The sequence below is a fragment of the Elusimicrobiota bacterium genome (assembly GCA_016706425.1).
Taxonomy (GTDB): domain Bacteria; phylum Elusimicrobiota; class Elusimicrobia; order FEN-1173; family FEN-1173; genus JADJJR01.
Genome location: JADJJR010000001.1, coordinates 2,279,522 through 2,296,829, shown reverse-complemented (window position 1 = coordinate 2,296,829; position 17,308 = coordinate 2,279,522). Strand labels below are relative to the sequence as shown.

Below are 17,308 nucleotides of genomic sequence, written 5' to 3'. Positions count from 1 at the left end.
GGAATATGGATTTCTCGAGTCTCATCATCCATCACCTGGCGGACGCGCCCTTGGCGCGATGGGGCGTTTTCACCTACACCAAGCACATGTTGATGATGACCATCGCGGGTCTCCTGACCGCCGCCGTGGTGTTTGGTGCCCGCGCGGGGGGGCGCCCGCGGGCCGCCCTCGAGGCGCTGGTCGAGTTCCTCCGCGTTGAAATCGTCGACCCCGCCCTCGGTCGCGAGGGGCGCGCGTTCCTCCCCTATTTTGTCACGCTGTTCCTTTTCATCATCTTCATGAACCTTCTGGGTCTGGTGCCCTGGGGGGCCTCGGCCACCGGCAACATCTCCGTCACGGCCGCCCTCAGCCTCACCACGTTTTTTTTGATCCACTTCACGGGCATTCGCCGCCATGGCTTTTTCCATCATTTCGGCAACATGGTTCCCCACGGTGTGCCCTGGCCCCTCCGGCCTTTTATTTTTCTCTTGGAGTTGAGCGGCTACTTCACCAAATCCCTCGCTCTCTGCGTCCGGCTTTTCGCCAACATGACGGCGGGGCACATCGTCGTCCTGGTGTTCTTGGGGTTGATTTTGCTGTTCGGGCAAGGCAGCCGGCCCGTGGGTCTAACGGTGGCGCCGGTGTTGGTGCTCCTCACCGTTGCCATTTATCTCTTGGAACTGATTGTGGCCTTCGTGCAGGCCTACGTGTTCACGATGTTGACGGCGATTTTCGTCGGCGGCGCGGTCCACCCCGACCATTGATCTCACCCCCGCCCCCGGCGGGGAGGTTGCACATCACAAAGGAGCTGTTCCTATGACCGAAATCATCACCACGCAGCAATTCTTCCTCGGGCTGGGCTACTTGGCCGCCGGCCTGGGCGCGGGCATCGTTGTGTACGCCGCCACCGGCGCCATCGCCAAGATCGTCGCCGCCGCGGTGGAAGGCACCGCCCGCCAGCCCGAAGCCGCCGACGCCATCAAAAAGAACATGCAGTTGAACGTGTTCTTGATCGAAGGTTTGGGCGTGGTCGGCCTGTTGGTCCTGATCATGATCGTTTTGAACCTCGGCTTGAAGGCGATCCCGTCCGTCACCGCCGCCGACGCGCCGGCCGCGACCGCCTCGGCCCACTAAGAATCGCGTGGAGCAGCTTTTCACGCCCCATGTGGGCCTCATGGTCTGGACGGTGGCCGCCTTCCTCGTTCTGGTGGGGGTGTTGGCCAAGTTCGGCTGGGGTCCCATTCTCAAAGGCCTGGACGAGCGCGAAGAGAACCTGCGCAAAACCCGGCAGGCCGCCGATGAGGCGCGTCGGGTGGCCGAGGACTTCCGGCGGGATTATGAAGAGCGGCTGTCGCGCGCCGAAGCCCAGGCTCAGCGACTGTTGACGGAAGCGGAAAACCGGGCCCGCGCGTTCAAGGACGACCTGATCAAGGCCGCCCAGGCGGAGAACGAGAAGATGGTCGCCGCCGCCCGCGTTAAGTTGGCCGAGGAGGAGCGTCGCCTTGCCCGGGAACTGCGGGCGGAAATGGCGGAGCTGTCGCTCAAGTCCACCGAGAAATTGTTGCGCCGGGAGCTCGGTGCGGCCGACCAGGAACGCTTGATGAAAGAGGCCCTGGCCGACTTCGAGAGTTGGGCCGCGAAAAAATAGTGCTCAAGCCCCAGGACCGCCCCATCATCGGTCGCTACGCCTGGGCGCTCTTCGCGGCCGCCCGGGCCCGGAAGGCCGTGGACGCGGTGCGCCGCGACCTGACCGACCTATTGAAAATCCTCGTCGACACCCCGGCCCTCGCGGAGGCCCTGCGCCACCCGCGGTTGCCCGGCGCGGTCAAGGCGGAGATCGTGGGAAAAGCCGGCGCGGCGCCCTTGCTGGCCGCTTTCGCCGGGTTGTTGTTTGAAAAGGGGCGCTGGGACGCTTTGCCCGAGATCGCCACGACCTTTGACGCCCTGGCCGATGAAGCGGCCGGCGTCTTGTCCGTGGGGGTCACCGCGGCGGCGCCCTGGACGGCGGTCGAGAGGGATCGTTGGCAAAAAACCCTCGAGACGGCCCACGGGGGTCCGGTGCGGGTGGACGCCCGGGTCGATCCCGCGCTCTTGGGCGGGACGACGATCCGGGTCGGCGACCGCGTGTGGGACAATTCGTTGCGAAACCAGTTGGAGCGGTTGCGGGTGTCTCTTGCCGCGACGCGCGCCGCTTAAAAAGGAAAAGGCCATGACGATCAAACCGGAAGAAATCACGCGCGTCCTCCAGGAACGCCTCGAAGGTTTTCACCTCTCGACGGAAACGAAGGAGGTCGGCACCGTGTTGCAGGTGGGCGACGGCATCGCCCGCGTGCACGGCCTCGACCGCGCCATGGCGGGGGAGATGCTCCAGTTCCCCCACGGGGTGGTGGGCATCGTTTTGAACCTGGAGCGCGAAAGCGTCGGCGCCGTGCTGTTGGGCGAATCCGCCTTGATCAAAGAGGGCGACGAGGTCCGCCGCACCGGCGCGGTGATGAGCGTGCCCGTGGGCCCGGCTTTGATCGGCCGGGTCGTCAACGCCCTCGGCCAGCCCATCGACGGCAAGGGGCCCCTCAAAACCGAGCGGACGCGTCCCATCGAGGTGGTCGCCCCCGGCGTCGTCGAACGCCAGCCCGTGCGGGAACCCCTGCAGACGGGCATCAAGGCCATCGACGCCATGATCCCCATCGGCCGCGGCCAGCGGGAGCTCATCATCGGCGACCGCCAAACCGGCAAGACGGCCATCGCCATCGACACCATCATCAACCAGAAAAGCGAACCGAACCGGCCGATCTGCATCTACGTGGCGGTGGGGCAAAAACAATCCACGGTGGCCCAGGTCGTCCAGAAGTTGACGGATTTCGGCGCCATGGACTACACGGTGGTGGTCAGCGCCACGGCCGCCGAAGCGGCGCCCCTCCAGTTCATCGCCCCCTACGCCGGTTGCGCCATGGGCGAGGAATTCATGTGGGCGGGCCAGCCCGTGTTGTGCGTTTACGACGATCTGTCGAAGCACGCGGCGGCCTACCGGCAATTGTCGCTCCTGTTGCGCCGCCCCCCGGGGCGGGAGGCCTTCCCGGGCGACGTGTTCTACCTCCACTCCCGCCTTTTGGAGCGGGCCTGCAAATTGTCCGACAAGAACGGCGGCGGCTCCCTCACCGCCCTTCCCATCATTGAAACCCAGGCGGGGGACGTTTCGGCGTACATCCCGACAAACGTCATTTCCATCACCGACGGGCAAATTTACCTGGAGTCGAACTTGTTTTATTCCGGTGTGCGTCCGGCCGTCAACGTCGGCCTGTCCGTGAGCCGCGTCGGCGGTTCGGCCCAGGTGAAGGCCATGAAAAAAACCGCCGGCAAATTGCGCCTCGACCTGGCGCAGTACAACGAACTGGCGGCCTTCGCCCAGTTCGGCTCGGACCTCGACAAGGCCTCCCAGGCCCAATTGGCCCGGGGCCAACGCATCGTGGAAATCTTGAAACAGGACCAATACCGGCCGATCCCCGTGGCCAAACAGGTGGCGCTGATTTTCGCCGCCACCAACGGCGTTTTGGACGATCTGGCGGTGGAATCCCTCCGTCGGTTCGAGACCGAATTTTTCGTCTGGTTGGACGGGGCCGGCGCGGGCGTGTTAAAGGCCCTCGGCGATAAAAAAGACGTGGACGACGCCCTGCGAACTCAATTGACCGAGGCGATCGCGACCTTCAAGGCCGGGTTCAAGGCCTAACCCCAAAACCCATGGCCTCCCTCCGGGAACTCCGCCGCAAGGTCAAAAGCGTCAAGTCGACGCAACAGATCACCAAGGCCATGAAAATGGTGGCCGCGGCGCGTCTTCGGAGGGCCCAGAGCCGTATCCTGGGCGCCCGGCCCTTCGCCGACAAAATGCGCGGGCTCCTGGCGGACATCCTTTGGCAGGTTTTTGACGTGAACCAAGACGGCGTGCTGACGGCCGAAGAGCTCGACCACCCCCTTCTGAGGGGAAAAGCGGACGGGCCGCGGGGCCTTTTGTTGATCACCGCCGATCGGGGCCTCTGCGGCGCCTTCAACACGAACCTCGTCAAGAAGGCCTTGGAATTCCTCAAAGAGAACGCCGACCGCAAAGTGGTCCTGTACGTTGTGGGACGCAAAGGGCGGGATTTTTTCCGGCGGGCCGGGGCCGCGGTGAAGAACGAGTACGTCGGCATTTTCAACCAACTCACCTACGCCCAGGCGGAGGTCATCGGCCAGGACCTCATTCACTTTTTCGGCGCGGCGGGCGCGGCGGACGTCACGGCCATTTACACCGAGTTCAAATCCGCCATACAGCAACAGGTCGTCACCGTGCCCCTTCTGCCCTTGACACCGCCCGGGCGACCGGCGGCGAAGCGGTGGGAACCGCCGTTCATTTACGAGCCGGCCGAGCAACAGTTGTTGGAAGGTCTCTTCCCACGGTATCTTAAGGGGCAAATATTCCGCGCGTTGCTGGAGTCCTACGCTTCCGAAATGGGCGCCCGCATGACGGCCATGGAGAACGCCTCGAAGAACGCGCGGGAATTGATCGCCGGTTTGACGCTCACGGCCAATAAAATCCGTCAGGCGGCGATCACCAAGGAGATCTCGGAGCTTGTGGGCGGCGCGGAGGCCCTCGCGTGAAAAAAAACGATCGGTGGATCCAAAAGAATTTCGGCACGCTCATCGACCTCTACGGTGGACGGTGCGTGGCGGTGGACGAAGGCCGCGTGGTCGCCGTGGGCGACCGGCCGGAAGCCGTCGAGCGCCGGGCGCGGGCGGCGGGCTGCAAGGGTCCGTCCCTGGTGCGGGTGCCGTCGGTGGGAAAAGCGGGCGGGACGATTGATCCGTTTCGACTATTCCGTTTTTCGTGACGCCAAGGCCCCGGTCATCCCCGTGGAGTTCTGGGGACGGGGCCGGTGGCACAATTTGTGGGTGTACGTCGATTCCGGCGCCAGCTTGACGGTGCTTCACACCTACGAGGCCCGGCGCCTCGGGATCAATTTGCGCGGGTGCAAAAAGTTTTACATCGTTTCGGCGGGGGACCGCCGCATTCCGATTTATCTCAAAACCCTGCGGTTGCGCCTCGGCCGCCGGGCGGTGACCGCCGAGGTGGGGTTTTGCGCGGCCCTGGGCGGGGCGTTCAACCTGTTGGGGCGCAAGGGCGTGTTTGACAAATTCAAAGTGACGTTCGACGACCGGCGGGAAACCGTTTCGTTCGCGTGAGGAGACTGCGATGAAAAAAACAGTGGGATTTTTGTTGTTGATCGCCGGGTCCGCCCAGGCCGCCTGGTTCGGCGACCCGGGCCGTCGGGGCGAGACGAGCGGTTCGTCCTTGGAGTTTTTCTACGAATCGGGCGACCGGGATTTTGAACAGGACAACAGCGGCGGCGAGGCGGAGCTCTCCTCCCACCGGCTCGTGATTCAATACGCCCGGGGGTTGGGCCAGGGGTTTGAATGGGTTTTGCGGGGCGCCCCCGCCACGGGCCGGCTGTCCCTCAGCAACAGCAATTTCGATCCGGACGTCTGGTCCGTCGGCAGCGGGTTTCTCTGGTCGCCGCCGGAACCCCTCGGCCCCGTGCGGGTGGGGATCTCTTTCACGGGGGATTACCAGGTCGGGCGTGAATCCAACGGCGACACCCTGCACCGGGGGGACATGTATCTGACGGGCGGCGTCGGCTGGCCGTTGCCCCGGGATTTTTCGTTGTACGGCGGCGCGGTGTACTCGAAGGCCGCCCTGCGTTTCGACACGGGCCCCGGCCACGTGAGTTTCCGGGAATCCACGGACACCGGCGGGTTCGTCGGCGGCGCCTGGTCGCCCGGGACGTCCTGGTCGGTGTCGACGGAAGCGCATTTCGGTTTCGAACGGGTCTGGGGCGTGTCCGCCCGGTATCATTTCCAATAGGGAGATCGTCATGAACGTCGGAAAAGTGGTGCAGGTGATCGGACCGGTGGTCGACGCGGAATTTCCCGCGGGGGCGCTGCCGGCGATCCACAACGCGGTCAAAATCAAGACGGGCGACAAGGACGGCAAGCCCCTCACCGCCGAAGTCGCGCAACATTTGGGCGACAACACGGTGCGTCTGTTGACGTTGGGGCCCACGGACGGCCTCCAGCGCGGAGCCCCGGCGGAAGACACGGGCGCCCCCATCCAAGTGCCGGTGGGTCCCGCCTGCCTCGGGCGCCTGATGGACGTGTTGGGCGAGCCCAAGGACTACCGCGGGGCCATCGCCGCCAAGGAGTTTTTCCCGATCCACCGACCGCCGCCGTCTTTCACCGATCAGGAAACGACGCCCCAAATCTTTGAAACCGGCATAAAGGTCATCGATCTGCTGGAGCCCTACATGAAGGGCGGCAAAGTGGGCCTCTTCGGCGGCGCCGGCGTGGGCAAGACCGTCGTCATCATGGAGCTCATCAACAACGTGGCCAAGCAGCACGGCGGCGTGTCGGTGTTCGGCGGCGTGGGCGAACGCACCCGCGAAGGCAACGACCTCTGGCTCGAAATGCAGCAGTCCAAACTGCAGGACGGGAATTCCGTGTTGTCCAAGGCCGTTCTGGTTTACGGTCAAATGAACGAGCCGCCGGGGTCCCGCCTGCGCGTCGCCCTCACCGCCCTCACCCAAGCCGAGTATTTCCGCGACCGCGCGGGTCAGGACGTGTTGCTCTTCATCGACAATATTTTCCGGTTCACCCAGGCGGGGTCCGAGGTGTCGGCGTTGTTGGGCCGCATGCCCTCGGCCGTGGGCTACCAGCCCACGCTTTCCACCGAAATGGGCGAACTGCAGGAGCGGATCACATCGACGAAAAAGGGCTCCGTCACCAGCGTGCAGGCGATCTACGTGCCCGCCGACGACCTCACGGACCCGGCGCCGGCGACGGCTTTCGCCCACCTGGACGCGACGACCGTGTTGTCGCGGCAAATCGCCGAGTTGGGCATTTACCCCGCGGTGGATCCTCTCGATTCCACGAGCCGCATTCTGGACCCCAAGATCGTCGGCGAAGACCACTACGCCACGGCCCGGGCCGTTCAACGGGTCCTCCAGCGCTACCGGGATCTCCAGGACATCATCGCCATTTTGGGCATCGACGAGCTCTCCGAGGATGATAAACTGTTGGTGGCCCGGGCCCGCAAGATTCAGCGGTTCCTGTCCCAGCCCTTCCACGTGGCGGAGCAGTTCACGGGGGTGCCGGGCCGGTACGTGGCGCTTAAAGACACCATCCGCGGGTTCCGCGAGCTGGTGGACGGCAAGTGGGACCACCTGCCGGAACAGGCTTTCTATATGGTGGGCGGCATCGACGAAGCGGTGGAAAAAGCCAAAACGCTGGCGTAAACCGGCGCAAAAGGAGCTCTTATGATCGGCGAAATGGGCGGTTTCAGCGGCGCGCATTACCTCGGCAACCTCGTTGGCCTGTTCCGGACGCCCCGGGAGTTGTTCCGGCGGATGGACCGGACGAGTTCCTGGGGCCCGGTGGTGGTCTACGCGATCGTTTGGCAGGTGTTGTCGATCGTTTTGACGGTGCTCTTGAGCTTCGTTCAACCGCGACTTTTGCCCCTGGGGCTGACGGGAAAATTCGTGTGGCTTTTTGTGGGGCCCCTCGTGGGCCTGGCGGGCCTGCTGATCATTTCCGCGGTCCTGTTTTTCCTTTGGCACGTGATGGGGTCGCCCCACCGTTACGGCGTGGCCCTTCGCGCCGTGGCGTTGTTGACCCCGCTGGAAGTCCTGCGCGCGGTCCTGGGCGTGGTGCCCTTCCTCCACGTGGTGGTCCTGGTGTTGACCGCCTACCTTCTGGTGGTGATCTCCGTTGAAATCCACGGCATCAAGCCGCGGGTGGCCTGGACGGTGTGGTCCACGCTTCTGGGCCTTTTCCTGTTGATCGGCGTCCTGGCCAGCCTGGCCGCGCGCGCCCGGTCCACCCCCTGGGAAAAACTGGGACAGCCCGGGGGGACCATCGAGGGAACGCCGCGTTTGGAGGGCCAGGGCATGATGCCGCCGGATCTCCAAAAACAGATGGAAGCCGAATTGAAAAAACACCAGGAGAATTTGAAGGAAATGCAAAAGGGCCGCGCCGGTCAATAACGTGAAGCGCATCGCCGTCAGCGTCATCACCCCGGACAAGCCCGTTTGGGAGGGGGACGTGGAATCCCTGGTGGTTCCGGCCCACGAGGGTCAATTGGGCGTGTGGCCCGGACACGCCCCCTCCTGGCGCAACTCAAGCCGGGCGCGGTGGTGCTGCGCGCCGGCGGGGAACCGGTGATCTTTTCCGTGTCCGGCGGGTTCATCGAGGTGAATCAGGGGCGGGTGGCGGTGTTCGTGGAAACGGCGGAACACGCCGAAGAAATCGACGCCGAGCGCGCCCGCCAGGCCGAAATGAAGGCCCGGGCGGCTCTTAAGGCGACCCCCGCGGATAAAATGGACCTCCAGGCCCTGGCCGCCCTGGAAAGGGCCTTGGCGCGATTGCGGGCCACCGAATTGGCCGCCCGTCGCGGGGGCAAACGGGGGGCGCCGTCCTCCCCGCAAGACTGAGGCCCCTTCTCCCCGGGTCCTCCGGACCTTTTCCAAAACCCTTCCTTTACAACAAATTTACATTTTCTTAATCAAAACCCAAGGCGGGTTGATTACACTTTTCTCATCGGAGCCGACGATGAGAAAAAAAGCCTTTGTGGTACGAACGCATTCCTTTGACGCGGCCGGGGATCCCTGGTCGGCGGAGGGTTTTGACGTGCGCGTCACGAGCAATTTGGCGACGGCACCGGGCGAGGCGCTCGCTTGGAGTCCCGATGTGGTGGTTTTGGATTTGGAAGGACGCGTGGCGGCGGTGGCGTCGTTTTTGCGGGAGTGGATGGCGCGGCCCGAGACACTGCGCACCCCGGTCGTCTTGATTTCCCCGGAAGAGAGGCGGTGTCTGTCGGACGTGTTGTTGCGGGGCCTGAGCGTGGTGCGGGAGATGGCCGCGGTCGAGGGCGGTCCGTCCCGCTCCCCGGCGGTCTAGCTATTGCGGACTAAAGAGGGTGTCGATTTCCTCCGCGGGGCGCGCCACCAGGGCGCGGCGGGGGGTTTCGACGATGGGGCGTTGAATTAAGAAGGGGTTTTCCGAAAGGATCTTGATCCAATCCTTCCGATCCAATGTTTCCGGATTCAATCCTTTTTCCTGCCAATAGGGTTCTTGAAAGCGCGTGATGACCGCCGGTCCCGCGCCCATTTTTTTTAACAGGCGATCGATGGTTTCCGGGGTTGGCGGGGTTTTTAAATATTCAACCACCCGGGGGTTCACGCCAAATGACGCCAACCGATCCCGCACCCTCAAGCAGGTTCCGCAACCGGGATTGTAATACAACGTCCAATCTTGGCCCATCGCGCCCTCCGGGATTGTATCAGTCAAAAAAAACCGGGGAATGAAAGAATCCTTTCATTCCCCGGGGCAATTAGCAACCGCAGCCAGGACCGAACATGTGGCCTCCTCGTACGTGAAACCGCTAACGATTCTAACGTCCCGCGCGTTAAAAAGTTCCCCGTTCTTTCCTCATTTTACCATATTCAAGCCCCGCGGAATCGATGCCGGAGGCTTAAAAAACCCACGTGGCCGAACCCCAGGACGAACACCGTGACGTAGGGGGCGGGCCACCAATACCCCGTTGAGGCGATCCAAAGCAGGACCGCCAAAAAATATCCCGCCGCCAGCAATTCCAGAGCGCCCCGGCCGCTTCCCCGGGTGCGGTAGCGTTTGTGGAACCAACTTTCCCCGTTCCGTTGAATGTTGAGCTTCGCCGTGCGCTTGAATTCGGTGGACACGTTGAACAGGGCCTCCAAAACGGCCCGGCTGTTGTTGAGGCCCATCCCGACCCCAAAGGCCATCAGGGTGGGCAAATCACGCCAGCGCAAAGGCCGGGAGCGGTCGGGGAAGGCCTCCCGGTGGGCGACGCCGTAGAACAGGGCGATGGAAAAGGCGGTGAGGCCGAAGGCCACGGCCTCGATCGCCGTGGCCCAGAGGGGCCAGCCGAGGGCCCGCCGTGCCAACAGGCTGGGAAACAAAAGAGCGGCAAACAAAATCGCCAGCAGGTAGGCCAAATTGGCCGTCAAATGCACAAGGCTTTCCAGCTTGACGAACCAGGGCAACGGACTGCGCCATAGGGTGGGCAACACTTTTTTCGCCACCTGCAGGGCCCCCTTGGTCCAGCGGTGTTGCTGGTCGCGGAAAGCGCCGATGTCCACGGGCAGTTCGGCGGGGCAGAGGATTTCGGGCAAAAACAAGAAACGCCAACCCTTGAGTTGCGCCCGGTAGGACAGGTCGAGGTCTTCCGTGAGGGTGTCGGCGTTCCAGCCGCCGGCTTCGTCGATGGCGCGCCGCCGCCACACCCCGGCGGTGCCGTTGAAGTTGAAGAAGGCCCCCGAGCGGTTGCGGGCGGTGTGTTCCAAAACAAAGTGCCCGTCCAGAAAGAGGGCCTGCAGACGCGTCAGGAGGGAATGGTCGGCGTTGATGTGGCCCCAGCGGGTCTGCACCATGCCGATCCGGGGGTCGCCGAACCACGGAATGGTTTTCATGAGGAAATCCGCCGGGGGGAGGAAATCGGCGTCAAAAATGGCGACATATTCCGCGTCGCTGAGCGCGAGGCCGTTGTCCAGGGCGCCGGCCTTGAACCCCCGCCGGTTGTCCCGTTGAACGAGGCGGACGTTGTGGCCCGCGGCGCGCTTTTTTTCGACCAGCGCGGCCGCCAGGGTTCGGCTCTCATCGGTGGAATCGTCCAAAAGCTGGATGTCCAACCGCTCGCGGGGGTAATCGAGAGCGGTCACCGCGTCCAAAAGCCGTTCGACCACGTAGTACTCGTTGTACACCGGCAGTTGCACCGTCACCCGCGGCCAGTCCGCCGGCGTCGGCGGCGGGGCGAGGCGGGGGGCGCGTTTGTAGTGGCGCCAGTAAAGGAACAAAATCCAATACCGGTGCAGGCCGTAGAGGGACAAGAGGGCCAGGACGGCCAGGTACGCGCCGAGGATCAGGGACGGCATCACGAAAGGTCGAGAAGGGCCCGAACCCGCGCGCGCAGTTTTTCCGGGCAGGAGCAGGGGGCGCTTTGGCGCAGCCGGTCGAGCAAGGCGTTTTCAAAGGCCGCGAGATCGCCGCAGGGGGGGCAGTCGGTCAAATGACGGCGGACCGTCTCTCGGTCGGCGACGGACAAATCCCGGCGGTTAAGGTAATCGTGCAGGCGGTCCAAAATTTCCTGGCAACAGGGGGCGGACATGGGGTCGTTCGGGGTCACGAGGGCACCTCCACCAGACCGGCGTCCCGGGCGTGCCGAAACAGGCTTTCTTGCATTCGGCGGCGGCCCCGGGCCAGGCGGGATCGGACCGTGCCCACGGGCACCTCCAGGGCCTGGGCCGTTTCATCGTAGGACAAGCCTTGAAGATCGTAGAGAAGCACGGCGGCGCGGTACTCCTCGGGAAGGGCGTCCAACGCTTTTTGAAAATCCTCGTTCGTCAGGCGGGCGACCACGTCTTTCACGGGGTCCGGGGCGCGGGACGCCTCGGAGGCGATCTTGTGGAAAAAATGGAAATCGTCCACCCGATCGTAGGCGTCCATGGACACTTTTTCCGGTTCGCGGCGCTTTTTCCGGAATTCGTTGATGAAGGCGTTGGTCATGATGCGGTACAACCAGGCGCGGATGTTGGTCCCCGCTTGGAACCGGTCGAGGTTTTTCCACGCCCGGGCGTAGGTTTCGGCGACGAGATCTTCGGCGGATTGGGGGTTGCGGGCCATGCGCAGAGCGACGCCGTAAAGCTCGTCCAGCAAAGGCAGGGCTTTTTCTTTGAATTCAGCGCGCGCGTCGGGCAAGGCGGATGTTTCCCATGGGAATGTTTGAGAGGATAACAATTCCCGCGCCGACGGGCAAATTCCGCGTTTAAGGGGCTTAGAACGAAGCTTTTCGTGGCTGAATCATCGCATGTGTTGTTTATGTAGGGTCGGAGACAGGCCGGGTGGAACTTTTCTCGAGGATGAAATGGATTGCGAAAGCGCCGAGTCGGTGATAAGATTGAGAGAGCCGGCCGAGATCGGGTGAGGGAGTTTTTATGCGGAAGGAAAACAGAACCCGTGGTTTGACGTTGACCGAGGTCGTCATTGCGAGCGCCATCATCGCCGTGGTGACCACCGCCGCCATGAAATACTTCACCCGGATCGGGACCACCATTTACCAAAGCCGCACGAAGCAGGTGGCGACCACCCTGGCCCGCGAAAAACTCGAAGCCCTTCAACGATACCCCTATTATCGCCTGCGCCCCTGGAACGATGCCACCCGGGTGACCCACGCCCAAACGGGCATCCAGTACGACTCCATTTTGGGGGCGCCGGAAATGATCAACGTCGGCGGTGTCCGGTACTTCCGGATGTTATCGATCCAAAAGGTGAAGAAAGACCCCACGGGGCCCAATCTCATCGACCTGCTGGATGACATTGCGGAGGGGTCGGACTTGTTGTCCACCCCGTATTATCAGGACACGGGGCTTAAACGGATCAACGTTCACGTGGCCTGGCAATCCGCCAACGGCTGGAAGAAAATACAGGTCGTGGGGTTAAAGGAGAACGCGGTTCGGTTGCAGAACAACTGCGTCCTCTGGGGGCTGGTCAAATCCACTTCGGGCGCGCTTTTGGACCAAATTTCCGTTGAGGTTGTGGAGTCCGGCCACACCGACGCCACCGTGACCGACGCCTCCGGTCGCTTTACTTTTAACGTCTCGCCCGGAACCTACACCCTGCGCGCCGTGGACACGCGCACCCCGGACTGGTTGTATTTCGGCGCGCGCAAATCGGTGGCTATCGACAATGACGATTCCCCGAAACAGGCCCCGGATTTTGAATTGAACGCGGTGGATGTGGTGTCGAGAGCCAACGCCACCTTCTGGTTTAACTCCGCCCCCGTCATCAGTCGAGTGTGCGGGAGTTCCGTCAGTTTCGTGGACCCGACTTTCGATCAGGAATGGGTCGAGATCTTCAATCCCACCACCTGGACCTGGAACGTGAAGGACGATCTGAGCCTGCAATATTACATTCAACACGCCTCGTTTCCGCTCGCGGCCTGGTCGGGAAACTTGTTGAATTCGAGCTTTGCGCCCTATTACCAAACAATCAGTGTGGACCACTTCAACAACACGATACCCCCGGGGGGGTACTACCTTTTCGCCAACACGCGCACGATCAATTTAGCCGGTAGCCCGACCATCTTGGCCGACGCGGTTTGGAAATACGGTGTTAACGTGCCCACAACGTCTTACGTGTGGTGGGATTTTTCTAACAACTATGTCTTTAAAATTTTCGGCCGTTTTGATCCCTACGGTAAGCTGGGCCTTCCAAACCCGGATTTGATCACCACGGCCCAAGTGGGAGTGCCGTTGCGGAACAACGGGTTCTACAACGGCGGCGGCGGCTATTTGCGCCTCGCCTATAAATTTTACGGTTATGACCCGGTCACCTTCAACTGGGTGTATCGAGGTTATTTGGACAGTGTGGGTTGGTTCGGGGGCAGAGACGCTGGCAACCCGGACCCCCCCATGTACGCTTGGATGGGACATTCCGACGCCAACAGAAGGGAAAGGGAAGGGTTGCTTTTGGTGGACAACGACATCGCCACCGGCCTGCGGGATCCCAAGGGGTTGGACGATGGCGAACAATGGATCCGCATCGCCAGCACGGCGAGCTGGATGGAAATGCGGGACGTGGGCCCGGCCTACGACAGCGACAACAACGAGCGCGATTTCGTGAAATTCACCACCGAGGCCGCGGCCGGTCCCAATTACCTGCGCTTTGCCCCGCGCAACAGCCTGTGGCCGACCTACAGCACGCACGTCGTTTCGGGACGGTACGCGGCGACCACCGTGAATCCCGGCGACGGCAATTGGCACAAAACGCCGTGGCACCGACACAACTTCGTTCGCACCTGGGTGGAAGATGGGATTTCCCGTCCCGACAGCGGTTGGAACGGGGCCAGCGGCACCCCTCATTGGATGAGCACCGGTCCTTGGAGCGGGCAGGAGCCCCCCTTCACCAATATGTTCTGTGAGGATTTTACCGTTACGCGGCATCAAAACTGCCGCCCGGGGAGGGCGTCCCTAAGCGTGTCGCGGATCGAGGACGGAACGTGGGCCTGGGGCCTCTACGCCCGGCACTTCCCCAATCCATTTTACGGGTACGTGGCATCGACCCAGGCGATCCTCAACGTGACGCCGGGAAGCTTCCACGGCTCCGCGGCGATTGTGCCCTCCGGGCTTTTGCGGGGCGAAACGGACGTCGTCTACAGTTTCGGGGAAATTCGGGATGTGTTCAGCATTCCACACTCCTCCATTCCCATCCGCCTCATGGCGGCGGCGGTCCTGGCCTCGACGGAAACCCGGGTCAGCGGGGCGTTTACGCTCCACGTCGCGAACCCCCCGACCCGGCCCTCTTCCCTGGATGTCAATAATCCCGCCGCCGTGGGCTACGAGCCGGCCCTGGGGTCCGCGGGACTGAATTTGCTGACGGGGTATCCCTTGCCGCCGCTTTACAAATGGTACGACTCCAACACCTTCAGTTATAAGGACTCCACCTTCACCTGGAAAAACTGGTTCAACGGGATCGGCTACCAAATCGCCACCCGCCTCCACTACGTGGGTTACATCGACGGCCATGTTTTGGATGCCGACACCAACGCGCCGGTCCCCGACGTGTCGGTGAGCGCCTTTAGCGCGGCCGCCGGGGACGAGCGGTCCACCGCCCTAACGAACGGCTCCGGGTATTTCCGCCTCTACGTGTCCACGGGCATGTACCGGGTGCGGGCGGTCCCGGAGTTTGAGGAAGTCGCCACGCCGGAGGTGGCGCCGCCTTTGAGCCTGGCCCCGGCCAACCTCGCCTCGGCGGGTTCGACCATTTACGTCGGGACGATCACCCTCTCGAACGCTTTCGGCAAACGCGACGGGCGTGTGACGCGGGGGGGGCAAAACATCGAAACCGGCGTGCTGGTGATCCTGACTTCCACGACCACGATCTTGGCCTCCACGGCGGCGATCTCGAACCTCGACGCGCTCTTCCGGAGCGGGGCCGGGCGGTATTACATGACGTCGTCCAACGCGGTGGGGACCTATTCGTTCGACGTGCGCAAGGGCACCTACAACCTGTTCGGGTTTTACAACGACGAAACCGCCGGCATCAGCCAGCGGCAGGCCCTGGACCAATACATCAACTCGGGGAACAACGGATCGAATTTCCCCGATCTGGCCTGGTGACGATGCGCCGCGGCGCCTTCCGTCGTTTTCACCCGGCCCCGGGGTTCACGTACATTGAAGTCATCGTGACCGCGGCGGTGATCGCGGTGTTGTTCGGCATTGTGCCGCCCCTCATCATGAACACAACCCGGTTTTTGAACATCAGCATGGCCCGCTTGGAACTCCAGCGGGATTCCCGCGATGTGTCCGAGGCGATCCTTTCGCGCCTGCGCCAGGCGGTGTCGACGACGGTGGTGGTGCGGGCCAAGCCCGACCAGCCCCCCTGCACGTGGATCCAGTTCAAAACACGGTCCGGCAACGTCGTGGATTTTTGGCAGCAGGGCAACGAACTGTGGGGCAGCGACAGCGTGAACTCCGCCGGCGGACGCCGGTTCACGCGCAATCTGCGTTACGTGGCGTTCACGTTTTACGACACCATGGACGACTCCTCCATGGGGGTCAATCTTTGTTTTCAAAAACAGGTGATGCGCATGTTCGGGGATCAACGCATTTACCACGTGGTCAGCGAGCGGGTCCGGATTCTCAATGACGCCTAAACCCACGCGGTCGGGGAAAGGCCGGGGGTCGGTTTTGATCCCGGCGGTCCTTTTGCTCGTGGTGCTCATGATCGTTTTTCCGGCGCTCGTCCGTCTGACCCGGGAGGACGTGCGGTCCTCCGTCCGCCGGGTCCACCGGGAAGAAGGCTTGGCCGTCGCCGAAGCCGGCCTTGACCGCGGCGCTTGGAAGTTGGGGGAATCGGACGTCCTCTGGTTCCAAGCGTCCACAACGACGATCCCCGTCCCCGATTACGATTTTGACCGGGAGTGGACGGACCTCGACCCCGATTACCGCTATAAAATTCGATTCGCCTCCGGCCCCGGCGGGGGGGAAGTCACCGTTCGGTGCCGCGTGCAGTCGGTCAAGAACCCCGATTTTACCCGGGAACTGGCGGGGGTTTACACCCGGGATTTTTCCGAGGCGCTGATTATGAAAAAGGATTTCAGCGGATCTTCCGACAATTTTCCGGAGGTTCATTGGGGGGCGATCAAGAGCTTCGACGATCTCAATGACCCCGCCAACAAACCCATGCCCCGGCACCCCCGCAAGTATTCCCGAAAAGGCATTCGGCGTCGGGACATGGTGGCCGACGCCGTCAACACGGACGGCAACGAATATTGGGCCTATGACAAAAAAGTGGTCACGCCGCCGGTTCTGGACTTGGATTACTACCGGAGCAGGGCAAAGAGATCTTCCGTTCCCGTGGCCCAGGCCACGAACGGTTGGGTCACCATGCGGGACGGGGCGACCCCGGCGTTGGCCGACCCCGTGGGGTCGGGCTATTTTACCTGCGGGAGCAACAACGCGGGGGGCAATCGGGGGATAAAGTTTGTGAGCGCACCCGCCCCCGGCAACAAGTATGAAATTCGGAATTCCTCCACTGTCATTTACATTGAAAACGACACCGCCGTGACCTGCGACAATTACTACGGGGACGCGAACAACCACAAGGTTTTTCTGGAAATTGAAGCGCTCATCCTGACCAGCGCGGGAGGGGGGGACAACCACCTCAATGTCAAAACGGATCAAACCATCGCGAACGGCCTGTTTTACGACATTCAATCTTCCATCCCCGTTCACGCGGAGATGGAATACGCGGTTGTTCCCGGAACCTGGACGGGGACGGGGTGGGGGGCCGGGGATGTGTTTGCTCCAGGAGGGCCCAACGCGGCCTCCATGTCCGCTGTTCACGGCGCCAGCGGATTGTTTACGGTGCCCCGGGTGGGTTTTCGCGGGTTGCTTCACGTTGATCAAGGACGAGTGTTTTTGGATATCAACCGGGATTTTGGACTTCTGGGCGTTGTCTATGTTCAACGGATGAAGACCGATTTTAACGCCGGCAGACAATTCCGCATTTGGCTGGACCCCATTGTCCAAAGCAAGCTCAAAATCCTTTACGCCCCTCTGCGTCGAAAGTCGTACCGGGAGGTCTTGGGCAACCTCTGGAACTCCCCTTGACCCCCGCGGGCCGTTGACCCTCCCCCCCGTCCTTTGCTAATATAGGCTCGAAACGCGCCGGGGGGTCCCCCCGGGGTTTGTCACCCAAGCCGGTCCTCGCTGTC

The 17,308-nt window shown here is 62.5% G+C and carries 20 protein-coding genes; 16 read left to right on the top strand and 4 right to left on the bottom strand.

All coding sequences use genetic code 11. The annotated features are described in order from the left end of the window. Positions 1-5: 5 nt before the first annotated feature. From atpB to IPI56_09385, 13 genes are all read left to right on the top strand, one after another. A complete protein-coding gene (atpB, locus tag IPI56_09445) occupies positions 6-743 on the top strand; it encodes a F0F1 ATP synthase subunit A (protein MBK7545949.1) in 738 nt (245 codons plus the stop codon). A gap of 52 nt (positions 744-795) precedes the next feature. Beyond that, a complete protein-coding gene (locus tag IPI56_09440; GenBank protein ID MBK7545948.1) occupies positions 796-1,113 on the top strand; it encodes a F0F1 ATP synthase subunit C in 318 nt (105 codons plus the stop codon). 7 nt (positions 1,114-1,120) lie between these two features. Next, positions 1,121-1,627, top strand: coding sequence for a F0F1 ATP synthase subunit B (gene atpF / locus IPI56_09435; protein MBK7545947.1), 507 nt, complete (start codon positions 1,121-1,123; stop codon positions 1,625-1,627). Continuing rightward, the gene (gene atpH, locus IPI56_09430) at positions 1,627-2,175 is read left to right on the top strand and encodes an ATP synthase F1 subunit delta (protein MBK7545946.1); all 549 of its coding nucleotides are present in this window, start codon (positions 1,627-1,629) and stop codon (positions 2,173-2,175) included. Before atpF ends, atpH begins: the two co-directional genes overlap by 1 nt. Positions 2,176-2,188: 13 nt before the next feature. Then, on the top strand, positions 2,189-3,703 hold the full coding sequence (locus IPI56_09425) for a F0F1 ATP synthase subunit alpha (protein ID MBK7545945.1): 1,515 nt from the start codon (positions 2,189-2,191) through the stop codon (positions 3,701-3,703). Positions 3,704-3,714: 11 nt separating this feature from the next. Next, positions 3,715-4,608: an ATP synthase F1 subunit gamma gene (gene atpG, locus IPI56_09420; protein MBK7545944.1), complete on the top strand. Its 894-nt coding sequence runs from the start codon at positions 3,715-3,717 to the stop codon at positions 4,606-4,608. After that, positions 4,605-4,838 carry a hypothetical protein gene (locus tag IPI56_09415; protein ID MBK7545943.1) on the top strand — a complete coding sequence of 78 codons (234 nt, stop codon included), beginning with the start codon at positions 4,605-4,607 and terminating at the stop codon, positions 4,836-4,838. The genes atpG and IPI56_09415 overlap by 4 nt, the downstream gene beginning before the upstream one ends. Continuing rightward, positions 4,807-5,190: a hypothetical protein gene (locus IPI56_09410; GenBank protein ID MBK7545942.1), complete on the top strand. Its 384-nt coding sequence runs from the start codon at positions 4,807-4,809 to the stop codon at positions 5,188-5,190. Before IPI56_09415 ends, IPI56_09410 begins: the two co-directional genes overlap by 32 nt. 10 nt (positions 5,191-5,200) lie before the next feature. Continuing rightward, on the top strand, positions 5,201-5,869 hold the full coding sequence (locus tag IPI56_09405; protein MBK7545941.1) for a hypothetical protein: 669 nt from the start codon (positions 5,201-5,203) through the stop codon (positions 5,867-5,869). A gap of 4 nt (positions 5,870-5,873) precedes the next feature. Continuing rightward, the gene (gene atpD / locus IPI56_09400) at positions 5,874-7,295 is read left to right on the top strand and encodes a F0F1 ATP synthase subunit beta (GenBank protein ID MBK7545940.1); all 1,422 of its coding nucleotides are present in this window, start codon (positions 5,874-5,876) and stop codon (positions 7,293-7,295) included. A gap of 21 nt (positions 7,296-7,316) precedes the next feature. Continuing rightward, a complete protein-coding gene (locus IPI56_09395) occupies positions 7,317-8,042 on the top strand; it encodes a hypothetical protein (GenBank protein ID MBK7545939.1) in 726 nt (241 codons plus the stop codon). A gap of 102 nt (positions 8,043-8,144) precedes the next feature. Next, positions 8,145-8,489: a F0F1 ATP synthase subunit epsilon gene (gene atpC, locus IPI56_09390; GenBank protein ID MBK7545938.1), complete on the top strand. Its 345-nt coding sequence runs from the start codon at positions 8,145-8,147 to the stop codon at positions 8,487-8,489. Positions 8,490-8,607: 118 nt separating this feature from the next. After that, the gene (locus IPI56_09385; GenBank protein ID MBK7545937.1) at positions 8,608-8,955 is read left to right on the top strand and encodes a hypothetical protein; all 348 of its coding nucleotides are present in this window, start codon (positions 8,608-8,610) and stop codon (positions 8,953-8,955) included. Here the strand turns inward: IPI56_09385 and IPI56_09380 are convergent, their stop codons facing one another. The 4 genes from IPI56_09380 to IPI56_09365 all read right to left on the bottom strand — a co-directional run bounded on the left by IPI56_09380 (position 8,956) and on the right by IPI56_09365 (position 11,790). Next, positions 8,956-9,318: an arsenate reductase (glutaredoxin) gene (locus IPI56_09380; protein ID MBK7545936.1), complete on the bottom strand. Its 363-nt coding sequence runs from the start codon at positions 9,316-9,318 to the stop codon at positions 8,956-8,958. Positions 9,319-9,500: 182 nt separating this feature from the next. Next, positions 9,501-10,967 (bottom strand): glycosyltransferase, encoded by a 1,467-nt coding sequence (locus tag IPI56_09375; protein ID MBK7545935.1) that lies wholly within the window; start codon positions 10,965-10,967, stop codon positions 9,501-9,503. Beyond that, positions 10,967-11,218 (bottom strand): zf-HC2 domain-containing protein, encoded by a 252-nt coding sequence (locus IPI56_09370; GenBank protein MBK7545934.1) that lies wholly within the window; start codon positions 11,216-11,218, stop codon positions 10,967-10,969. Before IPI56_09370 ends, IPI56_09375 begins: the two co-directional genes overlap by 1 nt. Next, positions 11,215-11,790, bottom strand: coding sequence for a sigma-70 family RNA polymerase sigma factor (locus IPI56_09365; protein ID MBK7545933.1), 576 nt, complete (start codon positions 11,788-11,790; stop codon positions 11,215-11,217). Before IPI56_09365 ends, IPI56_09370 begins: the two co-directional genes overlap by 4 nt. A 236-nt stretch (positions 11,791-12,026) precedes the next feature. Here IPI56_09365 and IPI56_09360 point away from each other — a divergent pair, with 236 nt between their 5' ends. Genes IPI56_09360 through IPI56_09350 form a run of 3 tightly spaced genes read left to right on the top strand, consistent with a single transcriptional unit; the run spans position 12,027 to position 17,204 of the window. Further along, complete coding sequence (locus IPI56_09360) at positions 12,027-15,209, top strand: carboxypeptidase regulatory-like domain-containing protein (GenBank protein ID MBK7545932.1); 3,183 nt, start codon at positions 12,027-12,029, stop codon at positions 15,207-15,209. Further along, positions 15,206-15,745: a type II secretion system protein gene (locus IPI56_09355; GenBank protein ID MBK7545931.1), complete on the top strand. Its 540-nt coding sequence runs from the start codon at positions 15,206-15,208 to the stop codon at positions 15,743-15,745. The genes IPI56_09360 and IPI56_09355 overlap by 4 nt, the downstream gene beginning before the upstream one ends. Continuing rightward, positions 15,735-17,204, top strand: coding sequence for a hypothetical protein (locus IPI56_09350; protein MBK7545930.1), 1,470 nt, complete (start codon positions 15,735-15,737; stop codon positions 17,202-17,204). Before IPI56_09355 ends, IPI56_09350 begins: the two co-directional genes overlap by 11 nt. Positions 17,205-17,308 lie beyond the last annotated feature (104 nt).

Coding starts and splice junctions, on each gene's coding strand:
- IPI56_09375 (MBK7545935.1), bottom strand. CDS start 10,967: ATGCCGTCCCTGATCCTCGGCGCGTACCTGGCCGTCCTGGCCCTCTTG.
- IPI56_09395 (MBK7545939.1), top strand. CDS start 7,317: ATGATCGGCGAAATGGGCGGTTTCAGCGGCGCGCATTACCTCGGCAAC.
- IPI56_09425 (MBK7545945.1), top strand. CDS start 2,189: ATGACGATCAAACCGGAAGAAATCACGCGCGTCCTCCAGGAACGCCTC.
- IPI56_09440 (MBK7545948.1), top strand. CDS start 796: ATGACCGAAATCATCACCACGCAGCAATTCTTCCTCGGGCTGGGCTAC.
- IPI56_09360 (MBK7545932.1), top strand. CDS start 12,027: ATGCGGAAGGAAAACAGAACCCGTGGTTTGACGTTGACCGAGGTCGTC.
- IPI56_09405 (MBK7545941.1), top strand. CDS start 5,201: ATGAAAAAAACAGTGGGATTTTTGTTGTTGATCGCCGGGTCCGCCCAG.
- IPI56_09385 (MBK7545937.1), top strand. CDS start 8,608: ATGAGAAAAAAAGCCTTTGTGGTACGAACGCATTCCTTTGACGCGGCC.
- atpG (MBK7545944.1), top strand. CDS start 3,715: ATGGCCTCCCTCCGGGAACTCCGCCGCAAGGTCAAAAGCGTCAAGTCG.
- atpB (MBK7545949.1), top strand. CDS start 6: ATGGATTTCTCGAGTCTCATCATCCATCACCTGGCGGACGCGCCCTTG.
- IPI56_09350 (MBK7545930.1), top strand. CDS start 15,735: ATGACGCCTAAACCCACGCGGTCGGGGAAAGGCCGGGGGTCGGTTTTG.
- IPI56_09380 (MBK7545936.1), bottom strand. CDS start 9,318: ATGGGCCAAGATTGGACGTTGTATTACAATCCCGGTTGCGGAACCTGC.